At 58.4% G+C, this 12,771-nt stretch carries 13 protein-coding genes and 1 tRNA gene; 11 read left to right on the plus strand and 3 right to left on the minus strand.

Features of this window, described 5'->3' with window-relative positions:
• Positions 1 to 54: 54 nt before the first annotated feature.
• The 3 genes from G5171_RS03155 to G5171_RS03165 form a co-directional block, all read right to left on the minus strand.
• The gene (locus G5171_RS03155; RefSeq protein ID WP_235463163.1) at positions 55 to 405 is read right to left on the minus strand and encodes a TusE/DsrC/DsvC family sulfur relay protein; all 351 of its coding nucleotides are present in this window, start codon (positions 403 to 405) and stop codon (positions 55 to 57) included.
• Between the two features lie 24 nt (positions 406 to 429).
• Entirely contained in the window at positions 430 to 2,583 is a 2,154-nt protein-coding gene (gene yccS / locus G5171_RS03160) for a YccS family putative transporter (RefSeq protein WP_421259816.1), read from the minus strand.
• A gap of 164 nt (positions 2,584 to 2,747) precedes the next feature.
• Complete coding sequence (locus G5171_RS03165; RefSeq protein WP_227342215.1) at positions 2,748 to 3,404, minus strand: Bax inhibitor-1/YccA family protein; 657 nt, start codon at positions 3,402 to 3,404, stop codon at positions 2,748 to 2,750.
• Between the two features lie 208 nt (positions 3,405 to 3,612).
• On the opposite strand from G5171_RS03165, the gene G5171_RS03170 reads away from it, so the two are divergent.
• From G5171_RS03170 to G5171_RS03220, 11 genes are all read left to right on the plus strand, one after another.
• Positions 3,613 to 3,700 (plus strand) — tRNA-Ser (locus G5171_RS03170).
• 395 nt (positions 3,701 to 4,095) lie between these two features.
• On the plus strand, positions 4,096 to 4,884 hold the full coding sequence (locus tag G5171_RS03175; protein WP_005347578.1) for an IclR family transcriptional regulator: 789 nt from the start codon (positions 4,096 to 4,098) through the stop codon (positions 4,882 to 4,884).
• A gap of 529 nt (positions 4,885 to 5,413) precedes the next feature.
• Positions 5,414 to 5,713: a non-heme iron oxygenase ferredoxin subunit gene (locus tag G5171_RS03180; RefSeq protein ID WP_421259879.1), complete on the plus strand. Its 300-nt coding sequence runs from the start codon at positions 5,414 to 5,416 to the stop codon at positions 5,711 to 5,713.
• A gap of 14 nt (positions 5,714 to 5,727) precedes the next feature.
• Positions 5,728 to 6,027 carry a recombinase-like helix-turn-helix domain-containing protein gene (locus G5171_RS03185; RefSeq protein ID WP_005347574.1) on the plus strand — a complete coding sequence of 100 codons (300 nt, stop codon included), beginning with the start codon at positions 5,728 to 5,730 and terminating at the stop codon, positions 6,025 to 6,027.
• A 31-nt stretch (positions 6,028 to 6,058) separates the two neighbouring features.
• Positions 6,059 to 7,093 carry an aromatic ring-hydroxylating oxygenase subunit alpha gene (locus G5171_RS03190; RefSeq protein ID WP_236348889.1) on the plus strand — a complete coding sequence of 345 codons (1,035 nt, stop codon included), beginning with the start codon at positions 6,059 to 6,061 and terminating at the stop codon, positions 7,091 to 7,093.
• Positions 7,086 to 7,844, plus strand: coding sequence for an SDR family oxidoreductase (locus tag G5171_RS03195; RefSeq protein ID WP_005347570.1), 759 nt, complete (start codon positions 7,086 to 7,088; stop codon positions 7,842 to 7,844). The genes G5171_RS03190 and G5171_RS03195 overlap by 8 nt, the downstream gene beginning before the upstream one ends.
• A 32-nt stretch (positions 7,845 to 7,876) precedes the next feature.
• Positions 7,877 to 8,809, plus strand: coding sequence for a VOC family protein (locus G5171_RS03200; RefSeq protein ID WP_421259817.1), 933 nt, complete (start codon positions 7,877 to 7,879; stop codon positions 8,807 to 8,809).
• A 3-nt stretch (positions 8,810 to 8,812) separates the two neighbouring features.
• Positions 8,813 to 10,033: an NAD(P)/FAD-dependent oxidoreductase gene (locus tag G5171_RS03205; protein ID WP_421244323.1), complete on the plus strand. Its 1,221-nt coding sequence runs from the start codon at positions 8,813 to 8,815 to the stop codon at positions 10,031 to 10,033.
• Between the two features lie 23 nt (positions 10,034 to 10,056).
• Positions 10,057 to 11,313, plus strand: coding sequence for an MFS transporter (locus G5171_RS03210; protein ID WP_005347567.1), 1,257 nt, complete (start codon positions 10,057 to 10,059; stop codon positions 11,311 to 11,313).
• Between the two features lie 89 nt (positions 11,314 to 11,402).
• On the plus strand, positions 11,403 to 11,927 hold the full coding sequence (locus G5171_RS03215) for a cupin domain-containing protein (protein ID WP_005347566.1): 525 nt from the start codon (positions 11,403 to 11,405) through the stop codon (positions 11,925 to 11,927).
• Positions 11,924 to 12,769, plus strand: a complete 846-nt coding sequence (locus G5171_RS03220; protein ID WP_216978306.1) for an alpha/beta fold hydrolase — start codon at positions 11,924 to 11,926, stop codon at positions 12,767 to 12,769. Before G5171_RS03215 ends, G5171_RS03220 begins: the two co-directional genes overlap by 4 nt.
• Positions 12,770 to 12,771 lie beyond the last annotated feature (2 nt).

Raw genomic sequence — 12,771 nt, forward strand, 5'->3', positions numbered from 1 at the left:
AACAACGGGGGCCGCAGTTTCGGCCCCCGTTGTTATGGGATGAGATGCATGGGATCAGATGCACTTTACCGGCTTGGGCAGGCCGCCAATCTTGGTCGCCTGCTTGGCGGGCCCTTCCGGGAACAGCTTGTAGAGGTAGCGGCTGTTGCCCTTCTCGGGGCCGTACTGCTTCTCCATCGCCTTGACCAGCGCGCGGATGGCGGGGGAGGTGTTGAACTCCAGATAGAAGGCGCGCACAAAGCGCACCACTTCCCAGTGCGGCTCCTCAAGCGTGATCCCCTCCTGCGCAGCCAGTACCAGCGCCAGCTCCTCGCTCCAGTCGTTGCTGTTGAGCAGGTAGCCCTTGGCATCGGTCTCGATGAGTTGGCCGTTGAATTCCAGCTGATGTTTTTCGGGCGCAGACATGAGGGCTCCTCGCTAATGGGGCTATCAGGATTGGGCGGGCATGGTAGCGCCTTGATCCCCGGTGAGCAACCGACTCTCGTTGGCCAGATGCAGCAGCTGATCCGCCAGCTCGCTGATCAGGTTGAGCTGCTGGGTCAGCATCAGCTGCTCCTCGCTGCTGTCCGGACTTATCACCGGGCACTGACCACCGATGGAACTGGAGGGGTTGCCCGCCAGATGTCCGGCGGCCTGCTCCAGGGTGTGGCAGATGTGGTGGCGCACCTCATCCAGCCCGCTGATGGCCTCCAGCTTGTCGCGATGGGCCCCCAGCGCCGAAATGTAGGAGAGCAGGGCATGGTTGCGCCAGGTGAGGGTAAAGCAGAGATCGAGGAAGCGGCGGCGCTTTTGCGGCTCCACCAGCATGCTCTGCCAGGCGGTGGCCAGCTCGCTGTCTGCCAGATGGGCGCTCTTGCGCGCCACCCGATAGTCGATGGACTCGTCTCGCTGCTGCTTGAGGCTCGCCAGCACCGCTGAGAGGTAGCGGGCGTTGGCCGAGAGCGAATTGGCGATAAGCGTCGGCAGCCGCTTGTACTGCCAGTCCGGCCAGAGCCAGGCCACCAGCCCGTAAGAGATCAGGCAGCCGAGCAGGGTATCGAGCAGCCGTGGCCCGAGAATGGCAAAGCCGATGCCATCGAGCAGATTGAACGCCATCAGCACGTAGAGGGTGATAAAGCAGACCGCGGCGCTGTAGTTGTTGCGCACCTGGGTAAAGAAGAGGAAAGCGGCCAGCCCCATCACCACCAGCTGGACGTGCAGCTCGGGAAACAGCCAGAGCACCGGAATGCCCACCAGTATGCCGGCGAAGGTGCCGAGCATCCGCTGCACCAGTCGGCGGCGGGTGGCGCTGTAGCTGGGCTGGCAGACAAACAGCACGGTCAGCAAAATCCAGTAGCCCTTATCCATATCAAAGGTTTGCAGTATGCCGTAGCCGATCACCAGTCCGAGCGACAAACGCAGCGCGTGGCGAAACACCATGGAGTGCAAGGTGAGGTGCTGCTTGAGCTGGGCTAGCAGCGGCAGGCGGAGGGGGCGCGCCAGCGCTGGCAGATCCTGCTCCGGCTGCTCGGGGTTTTGCAGCACTTCGGCGCTGCCCAGCAACTGGTTGATGCTGGCCAGATTGCGGCGCAGGAATTTCATCGGCGTCAGCAGGGTTTTCGGGTAGTGCTGCTTGAGATTGGTGAACTCCAGCTGATCGCCGAGGGCCTCCAGCGTCCAGTGGATGCGCTTGTTATGGGCGTAGGGCTTGTGCACCAGAATGGCGTAACCGAGCCGCTGGCATGCCTCGGAGAGTTGCAGGAACACCTCCTGAAATCCTTCCAGTACGATGCCTTGCTTGAGCTCCGCTTCCAACCGGCTGTAGGGATAGTGGCTGGAGGTGGCGCGCTCGTGAATCTCCAGCGCCAGAAGATAGAGGCGCAGCAGGCTGGCCAGCTCGGGGCTCGCCGGATGGCGGCGGCTCAGGCGGGCGTTGAGGGCCGACTTGGTGAGGGTCAGCGCGCTCACCAGATTGATGTTGAGCTGGGCCAGATTGTGGCGAATGGCCTGGGCGCCGTGCTCGTCCGCCGGGAAGAAGCGGGACTTTTCCAGCAGGTAGCGGCCAAGGGCGAAGTAGCTCTGGGCCAGTTGCTCGTGCAGGGTCTTGTAGGGCAGCAGCCAGAGCCAGATAAACGAGACCAGCCCGTACCAGAGGGCGCCGGCGCCGAGTGCCAGCGGCTGGTAGAAGAGATCCGGCGCCTTGGCGGCCCCCAGCATGGTGTAGATGGCGATCAGCAGCGAGCCAAAGCTGATGGTGGCGTAGCGGGCACCGAGGGCCCCCACCATCACAAAGATAAAGGTGGAGCTGGCGAGCCCAATGGCAAACAGCCAGGGGGTGGGGTAGAGATACTGCACGCACAGGGACGCAAAAATGAAGCAAATCAGCGTCATGGCGAGGTTTTTAAGGCGTCCCCACAGGCTGTCGTCGGTTTCGGCAATGGCACCCGCCACGACCCCGAGGGAGAGCAGCACGGTGAGCTGGATATTGCCGGTGGCCAGGGTGAAGGCGAGCAGACCGAGAATGGCCAGCAGCACCTTGAGGGCGAAGTAGATGTGACTATCGGTCAGCAGTCGGCGCAGCAGGCCAGAGAGATCCATCGGCATGAGACAGGTGAAACCCTTGATCGAAACGAGAGCGAGATAGTAACCCGCCAAGCGTGAAGTGGCCCTGATCCAAATCAGGGCCACTTCGCTTCATATCCTTGATTTACAACTTATCCTGACAGAAAGAGGAGCCAATAAAAACCCCGCCGAAGCGGGGTTTCTGATTAGTTGCGGTTGCCGCCAAGCAGGCTCAGCAAGCTCAGGAAGATGTTGTAGATGGAGACATACAGGGTGACGGTGGCAGAGATGTAGTTGGTCTCGCCGCCGCGCACGATCTGCTGGGTAGTCAGCAGGATGGCACCGGAGGAGAAGAGCATGAACATGGCGGACAGAGCCAGGCTCAGGGCGCTCATCTGCAGGAAGATGTTGGCAATCATGGCCACCAGCAGTACCCAGAAACCGACGAACAGCATGCCGCCAATGAAAGAGAGGTCACGCTTGGTGGTCAGGGCATAGGCCGACAGACCGAAGAAGGTGAGCGCGGTGCCGCCAAGGGCGGTCATCACGATCTCGCCACCACCATTATTCATATACATGTTGATGATGGGGCCCAGGCTATAGCCCAGCAGACCGGTCAGGGCGAAGGTGAAGACCAGCCCCATGCCGTTGTTGCGGTTCTTCTCGGTCAGGAACATCAGACCGTATACGCCGATGAGGAAGATGGCCCAGTGCAGCGGCGGCATGTTCATTACGGTCGCGATGCCCGCCACTACGGCAGAGAAGCCCAGAGTGAGGGAGAGCAGCATATAGGTGTTACGCAGCACCTTGTTGGTATCGCGTACGGCACTTTGGGTGCCAGTGTAGATAGAACGGGTATCCATCTTGGGTGTCCTCTTGATGTCCGGGTGAGACGGCGAGCAGCCGCCTCGTGATCGCTGTTTGTTACTGCATGTTTACGCATTGTATGTAGAACAAATAGGGATGACGAGGAACAATTTCAAGCCACCTGCCATTTTGCTCCCGCACACTATCCCACAGGAAATATGTATTGCATATGAACAAGGGCTTAGCGTAGTATGCACGCCGTTCGGAGGGGTGGCAGAGCGGCTGAATGCACCGGTCTTGAAAACCGGCGATGGGCGACCATCCGTGGGTTCAAATCCCACCTCCTCCGCCATATTCAAAGAGAAAGCCCAAGCGGTCACCCGCTTGGGCTTTTTTGTATCTGTGCCGTGTAGTCTTGCTCGACAGTACTCCTGGTCGCAAATGGGATGCCGTCAAAGCGTCCCCGCATCTTGTGACTTGGAGCAGGATGACGGCTATCTCTCTCATCTCTAACTACTCGATGAGCGTCTCTTCTCTGAGGCTGAGTTGTCTGCATCCATGTTTGAGCCCTGAGTCGTCATCCTGTTGCTCCGCTCATAGACTCTCGTCAGCTTCTCGCCTGCGGTGCGGATGTTGACTGTCTCCTGCCATTTGATGGAGAAAGAGGGTCATTGATTGACGTTCCCCCCCTACCATGGTCAAATTTTCCCATTAATTAACAAAATGTCAGGTACTTCAGGGAGATATATGGAGACAGATGACAGATATACAGTGCCAGGCTTGGTAAGGGGACTGAGAGCGCTTCAGGCATTTAGCGAAGAGCGAAGAGAATTAAGCGTGTCAGAGCTTGCCGAAGTCATTGATGTCAATCGTTCCAGTGCTTTCCGTATTATCTATACCCTGGAAACCTGTGGCTTTTTGTATAAGGCAGATGGGTCCAGACGCTATAGCTTGACTTCCAGGGTGCTGGATTTGGGATTTACCTATCTCTCGGGGCTGGATTTACTGGAGCCATCGCGGCCTATCATGCAGCGCTTGCGGGACGATATTACCATTGCGTGCCATTTGGTGATCCGTCAGGGGACAGACATAGTCTTTGTCGATCGTTATCAGGCGAAAGGGCCGTTTACCAGCACGGTAGGAGTGGGCACCCGATGGCCAGCCCATGCAACCGTCACCGGTCAGTTGCTGCTTTCTGACTTGTCTGATGAGGCCATTATCGAGCTATATCGTGATTATCAATGGTCCACCTACACCGAGGGAACCCCGAACAGCATTGAGTCACTGCTGGCTTGCATGGCTGAGGTACGGGGACAACCGGCGCTGATCAGCTGGGGCTATTACAATCCCGTGATGGCTGCCTGTGCGGCACCGATAAATCGGTTAAGTGACGGCCGCATGATCGCATCGGTTTCTGTCAGCTGCCCCCTGCAAAGTTTTCCCCGAGAGGAGTTTGAAGGACGCATTCGGGATAAGGTGATCCATGCTGCGCACGATCTGTCGCGCACACTCAGTTTGAATAACGGTAATCCCTGAAAAATAGCGCTCTTTTTGTAACGCCATGCGCAAGCGCATGGCTTGTTGCATGATTTGCAACTCCCGGTTTATCCCCCCTCCTTTCTTTGCCACCCAGTGTACTACCGAGCCTTTGCTGCTCGAACATCAGGCCAGCAATAACGCAACTTGGTCAGATTGTTAAATCTTGTTCCCGCCACTGGATAGCTGCTGATGCCTTGGGGCCATGTTCATGGCTGACTGTCGCCAACCTGCGTCGATGGTGGCAGAGCGTAGCGCCCTTCTCAAACATCAAAAATTAATCATCAAATTCAATCGGATAATCAAACCCAGTTGCCTGTTGCGCTCAGCTGCACTGACCCATTTCCGTTCTGGCGACCCCTCAACAGAGGGTCGATGAGCGTTATCGTGGCACTTCATGGAGGAGGCTTTGGTGGTGATGGTAACAAAAAGTACACAACTCATTGACATGGGTTGCTCTTGGCGATTAACGTGTTTGCATACGAAAAAATGTTTCTATAGTGAATTTTTCGGAGGCGAGATGAGTTGGATGCCGGTTTGTAAATTGAGTGCGATATCGGATGGGGAGCATCTGGCGCTCAATGTCGAGGGGAAAGCGGTTGGGATATTCATGATCGAGGGGCAGCTTCATGCCATCGAGGATATCTGCCCTCATGCCTACGCCCTGCTGAGTGAGGGGTTCGTGGAAGGGCGCACGGTTGAGTGCCCGCTGCATGAGGCCATTTTCGATATACCCACCGGCAAGCTGCAAAGCGGCCCGGGTTGCCGCGATTTGAACACCTACGAGGTACGCGTCGAAGGCGACGACGTACTCCTTCACATGGCATGACGAGGAAGCAGTGAATGGAGAATTTCAATCCCAAACTGGCCGCTTGGCTCAATAAGGAGCCCAGTGCTGAGGCCGGGCAAAACAACATTCAGATCCCGGGCAAGACGGTCAACCTGATATGGCAGAACCGCTACCGCGAGCCGACCGCTTATGAGCTGGCGCTGGTGAGTCAACTGGAGAAGGCCTTTGCCGAGGGCATTACCGAACTGGAGTCCCTTGTAGAGACCCTCAATCGGTCTGGACTGCGCAATGAGGCGGGCGATCCGTGGAGTTGTACCAATTTTCAGGATGAGATGGCCCGCCTCGGTTACTGAGCGGCCCACTGCAGATAGCGAGGAGAACACGATGAAGCAACAAAGTGCACTGGAGCATCACCTGAATTTGGGTCTCAAGGATCTCTGGTATCCGGTGGTATCCAGTTGGGAAGTGAGCAGCAATCCGGTAGGTATCACGCGTCTTGGTGAACATATCGTGCTGTGGCGCGATACCAAGGGGAAGGTCAACGCGCTTGAAGATCGTTGCCCTCACCGGGGAGCCCGGCTCTCGCTGGGTTGGAATCTGGGGGATCGGGTGGCTTGCTGGTATCACGGCGTGGAGGTAAATGGCGCGGGCGTGGTGACCGATGTGCCGGCGGTCGATGCCTGTCCCATGACTGGCAGCAAGTGCCTGCGCTCTTATCCGGTCATCGAGAAGCACGGCGCTATCTTTCTGTGGTTTGGCCTGGAAGCGGAGAGCACACCCGCAGAGCTGGTGCTGCCGGAACAGTTGGAAAGTGAGGAGTGGAGCCACTTCCTCTGTCAAGCCGATTGGGCGGTCAACTACCGCTATGCGGTGGATAACGTGATGGATCCCATGCATGGCAGCTACCTGCATTGCACTTCCCACTCCATGGCCGAAGGGGACAAGAGTGCTGATATGCGTGCTCGCAACACGGAACAGGGATTCATCTTCGAGAAAACCGGCCAAAGTGGTGTCAACTTCGACTGGGTGGAATTTGGCAGCAGCGGAACTTTCTGGTTGCGCCTGTCGATCCCCTATCGTCCGCAGTTTGGGCCGGGCGGCGAGTTCTGGATTGTCGGTTTCGCGACCCCGGTGGATGAGCACCACACCCGGGTATTCTTCTGGCGCGCACGCAAGGTCAGCGGTTGGCAGCGCAATGTGTGGCGCTTCCTCTATCGCAACCATCTGGAAAAGTTGCACTGGGATGTGCTGGAGCAAGACCGGGTGATCCTTGAACAGATGGCCCCCGATGCCCGCGAACACGAGTTTCTTTATCAGCATGATGTGGGGTTGTCGCGGCTGCGCAGATTGATGAAGAAGATGGCAGAGCAGCAACTGGCCCGCTTGCAAGTCAGGGAAGAGGCTGTGAGCGATGTCTAGGTTGCTGTCGGGCAAACGATTGCTGATCACCGGAGCGGCCAGAGGGCTGGGGCTGGAGTTTGCAAGGGCCGCCTGCGCGGCGGGTGCCAGTGTGGTGATGGCGGACATTCTTGCCGAGCAGGTGTTAGCCGGTGCCAGGGCGCTGTCTGCCGAGGGATGTATGGCACATGGCCTGTCATTGGACTTGGCTGATCCGGACTCCATTGCCCGCTGCGCCCATGATGCAGCTCAGCTACTGGGCGGGCTCGACGGGCTGGTCAATTGCGGTGCCATCGCGACCGGTATTGGTGGCGTCGACATGCTGGCGCTGGATGTGGCGGTGTGGGATCGCGTCATGCAGGTCAATGTCCGTGGCAGTTGGCTGATGACCCGGGCGGTAGTGCCTTATCTCAAGGTGTCCGGTGCCGGCAAGGTGGTGAATATCGCGTCCGACACCGCATTGTGGGGGGCCCCCAGATTAATGGCATACGTGGCCAGTAAAGGGGCCTTGCTGGCAATGACCCGCTCCATGGCTCGCGAGCTGGGGGAGTACAACATCTGCGTCAACGCGATCAGTCCTGGCCTGACGCAGGTTGAGGCGACCACCTATGTCCCTGCATCGCGTCATCAGCACTATGTCGACGGGCGGGCCATCAACCGGCCGCAGGTGCCTGAGGATGTAAACGGCACCGTGCTCTATCTGTTGTCTGATCTCGCTTCCTTTGTCACGGGTCAGAACCTGCCGGTTAACGGCGGTTTTGTCTTCAACTGAGCGGATGACATCCCAATTAAGAGAGTGTGAGCATGAAGATTACTGGAATTGAAACCCTGAAGTTCGGGGTGATCGACAGAGCCAAGGCAGCCGCGTTTCTTGCTGATTTCGGGTTGCGCCGGGCCAGCAGTGATATCGCCGGGGCGGATCTCTTCCTGACGCTGAATCAGAGTCGGGTCTATCTGTTCGAGGTGGATGACCCCCGTTTGCCGGCGGCCTTCGAGAGCGGCTCGACGCTGCGCGAGGTAGTTTGGGGCGTGGCTAGCCCGGGGTGTCTGGCGCAACTGGCCGAGCGGCTGGCGGGGCATCCGTCATTGCGAAGCGAGGAAGGGCGTCTGAGTTGCCAGGACCCCAATGGCATGACCCTGAGTTTTCAATTGAGTGCGCAGCGACCGGTCGAGTTACGGGTGACGCCGATTAATCAGCATGGGGATATTCGCCGGATCAATGAGGCCAGCCCTGTCTATGAGCGTGGCGAACCCATCGGGATCGGACATGTGGTGTTTTTTACCCCTGACCTTGCCCGCACAGAAGCATTTTACCGTGATCGACTCGGTTTCCATCTCTCTGACTGCTATCAGGGCAAGGGGGCCTTCATGCGCTGTGCCGCGGAGGGGCACCACCATGATCTCTTCCTGTTGCATGTGCCGGGTAAGCCGGCGGGGCTCAATCATGTGGCTTTCACGGTGCGCGATATCCACGAGGTGATTGGCGCTGGCATGGCGATGAATCGACATGGCTGGTCCACCTTTATTGGTCCGGGTCGTCACCCAATTTCGTCGGCCTACTTCTGGTATGTCAATAGCCCACTGGGCGGGGCGTTCGAGTACTACACCAACGATGATTATCTGACCCAGGAGTGGCAGCCCCGCACCATGGAACATCGTCTGGAGCTCTTTACCGAGTGGGCGATCGAGGGCGGTCTCGACAGCCGTACCCGGCGGCAGCTCAAGCAGGAGGTCTGAGCCATGCATCCAACCATCAGCCGGATTGTGATCATCGGTGCAGGGCAGGCTGGGGCCTGGGCTGCACACACCCTGAGGCAACAGGGCTATCAGGGGCGTTTGTCGGTGATCTCTGCCGAGGAGCAGGTGTTCTATGAGCGCCCCCCCCTCTCCAAACAGGTATTGGCGGGGACTATGGCCCCGGCGGCGTTGCAACTCTTTTCCGACGAGGCGATTACCGCCATGGATATCGATTGGCACAAACCTGTGCTGGCAACGGCCATCAACCCGCAGCAGCGGCAGGTAAGCCTGGCTAACGGGGTGACTCTGGCCTACGACAAACTGCTGATCGCCACCGGCAGCCGGGCCCGTGTTCCGGTGCGAGACTGGTTGGGGTTGCCCCACGTCTTTACCCTGCGCACCGTCGAAGATGCCATCCGTCTGCGTGAGCGACTGCTGCCCGGCAAGCGTCTGGCCATTTTGGGTGGCGGATGGATTGGCCTGGAGGTGGCTGCGACGGCGCGAACCAACGGGGTAGCTGTGAGCCTGTTCGAACAGGCAAGCCGGTTGTGTGCCCGCAGTGTGAGGCCCGAGCTGTCGGCGTTTCTTATGAAGCTGCACCAGGAGCAGGGGGTTGACGTTCAGCTGGCGTGTGGCGCCATTGATCTGGTGGTGACCGACGGTGGGGCAGTCCGACTGCTGCGAGAGGGTCAGTTGCTGCAGGAGGTGGACGCCGTAGTGGTGGGGGCCGGGGCGGAAATAGCCTCCGAGCTGGGCCGCGATGCGGGGTTGGCCGTTAATAATGGCCTGCTGGTCGATGAGTTCGGCAGGACATCCCACCCGGATATTTATGCCGCGGGGGATGTGGCCGTGCACCCCACGCTGGGTATGTGCGTGCAGTCTTGGGCCAATGCCCAGAATCAGGCCATCAGCGTGGCCAAGTCGATGCTGGGTGAGCCTTGCGAGTATCGGGAGGCACTCTGGATTTGGTCGGATCAATATGACTGCAATATCCAGATATTGGGCACTCCGGCCAATCACGCCAGCCGCCTGGTTGAGCGCTACTACGGGGAACATCAGCGTTCATTTATCTATCTGGATGCAGAAGGGCGGCTGGAGTCCATGGTGACGGTCAATGACGCCAGGTTGATGAAACTTGGCAAACGATGGCTCAAGGGGGGGACTCTGCTGCCTGCCGGACAACTGGCTGACATCACAGTCAATCTGATGACGCTGAAACCGTAACAGGACGACAAGGTTAAACAAGTATGGAAACCATAAAAGAAACCCTGCTGATGACCGATAAACCAGCCCCTGTGAGCCTGTTGCGGCAATGGTCTATCTCCGTCGTACTCATGGTGTGTGTGGTACTGGCCTTCTTTGACAAGATCAGTATTGCAGTGCTGTTCTCGGACCCGGTGTTTCAGAATGCAATGGGCATCGGGGCTGACAAGACCAGGCTGGGCTGGTTGATGAGCAGTTTCTTGCTGGCGTATGGCCTCTCATCTGTCTGCCTGAGCTTTATCGGCGACATCATCAACCCGCGAACCTGCCTGCTGACAGGCGTGGCCTCCTGGGGAATATTGATGGCCATGATGGGCATGGCGACCAGTTATGAACAACTGCTGGTGTTGCGTGTTCTGCTAGGGATTGCCGAAGGCCCGCTGTTTGCGCTGGCTTATAGCATCGTCAAACAGTGTTACAACTCGGGGCAGCAGGCCAGGGCCAGTACCATGTTTCTGCTGGGCACTCCGATAGGCGCTGCGCTCGGCTTCCCCATTACCGCCTTTATCCTCCATCGCTACGGTTGGCAGATGACCTTCTTCGTGATGGCCGGGTTGACGCTGGCGACCTTGATGGTGGTCTACTGGGGTCTGAAGGGGGTCTCACTGAACAGTGGCAGTGCTGATGGTTCGCCGAAGAAGCGGGTGACCTGGCTGCAGCACTTTCACAATAGTCAGCAATTGTGCAAGTCCCCCTCGTTTTGGGCCCTCTGTCTCTTTAATGCCGCCTTGTTGACCTATCTCTGGGGCGTGAACGGCTGGTTGCCCAGTTACCTTATCGAAGAGAAAGGGGTGGATCTTGCCTCCTTCGGCGCACTTTCGTCACTGCCCTTCATCGCCATGCTGTTTGGGGAGATAGCGGGCGCCTTCCTCTCTGATAAAACAGGCAAGCGGGCGGTACAGGTATTTGCCGGTCTGTTTCTCGCCGGATGTGCGCTCTATCTGGTATTGCAGCTTCATGACGCTGTGCTGGCGATCCTGGCTCTGTCGGTGAGCACTATGAGCTGGGGTTTTGGTGTGTCAGCCGTGTTCGCCTTGCTGGCCCGGCTCACGCCGTCAGAAGTGAGTGCGACGGCGGGGGGGATTTTCAACGGCTTTGGCAACTTCGCCGGATCTGCCGCCCCGGTATTGATGGGCTACATAGTGACCCGGAGCGGAGACTTCAATCTGGGACTGATGTTCCTGGTGTGGGTGGCCGTGCTCGGTTCGCTGCTGCTGCTCCCCCTCGTTAAAAAGTACTGATCCTGACCTGACTGGCTGCTTATTCCGTTGTCGCGGAAGGGGCGCTCTTTATCTGAAACTGAGCAATAACCACTGAGAGGAAACGCACTATGAACGCGAAATTTGCCACCTGGAATAAACCCGCTGACAAGAGTCTGGGAGAGTGGCTGGATAGTCGCATCGCCCGCTTTAGCACCCGTCGCTATGACTTCGATGCCCTGAAATTCCAGGCTGATTATGACCCTAAATATCGCCGTGCCCAGATGCGTTATATGGGCACGGGGGCCACAGGGGTACAGAGCGACAGCAATACCGTCCCCTCCGAGCATTTCACTTTCTCTACCATGGTGCTGCCTGCCCAGTGTGAAGGGCCGCTGCATCTCCATGACGATGTCGAAGAGGTGTTTTTCATGCTGCGTGGCTCGATAACCCTGTTCGTCGAGTTCGAAGGGGAAAAATTTGAGACCCAACTTAATGAGCGGGATCTTATCTCCATTCCGCCGGGAATTTATCGTGGTCTGCTGAACCATGGTGAGGAGGATGCACTGATGTGCGTGATGCTGGGGGCCAGCAAGCCGACCACGCCCACCTACCCGGACACCCACCCGTTATCCAAGATCAAGCGGGTCTCATGATGGGCGATCTGGTCGCTCGTCTCACTGACTTCCCGTTGCAACGGACGATGCTGGCCGGGCGTCAGTTGGCCTATCGTCGGGTTGGGCAGGGGCCCGTGTTGCTGTTACTGCATGGGATCAGCTCCGGCTCCGGCTCCTGGGTGTGCCAATTGGAGCAGTTGGCTGCGCAGTTCACCCTGGTGGCGTGGGATATGCCCGGCTATGGCCAGAGTGACCCGCTGCCAGGTTCAACTCCGGACGCCCGGGCGTATGCCAGAGTGCTGCATCAGTTGATCATTGCCCTTGAGCTGGAGCAACCGCTGTTGCTGGGGCATTCGTTGGGGGCCATGGTGGCCGCAGCTTATGCCAGTGAACAACCCGATAGCGTCAGGGGGCTGCTGTTGGCCAATCCCGCACAGGGTTATGGCCGGGACGAACCTGAGATGCGGGAGCAGATCCATCGCAAGCGCCCCGAGATGTTGCGCACCCTGGGCCACGCTGGGCTTGCGGCCGCCCGTGGCCCTGTGCTGCTGGGCCCCAGCGCAAGCAAGGCCCAGTTGGCACTGGTTGCCAACAGCATGACCGGGTTGACCCAGGTGGGCTTCGAGGCTGCTTCCTATCTGCTGGCCTATGACGATATTCGTGATTATCTGGCGCGCTATCCCGCTCCGATCGGGGTGATCTATGGCGAAGAGGATGTCATTACGCCACCCGTAGGGGTGCTGGCCCTGGCTGCCGGGCATGGCAAGGCTCATTGCGAGCCTCTGCCGGGGGCGGGTCACGCCAGCTATATCGATCAACCTGCGGCGTTTAGCCGGGCCGTGGTGCAACTGGTCGCTTTATTAACCAATCGAGGGGGATAACC

The organism is Aeromonas sp. 600774 (genome assembly GCF_049175075.1).
Classification (GTDB): domain Bacteria; phylum Pseudomonadota; class Gammaproteobacteria; order Enterobacterales; family Aeromonadaceae; genus Aeromonas; species Aeromonas veronii_A.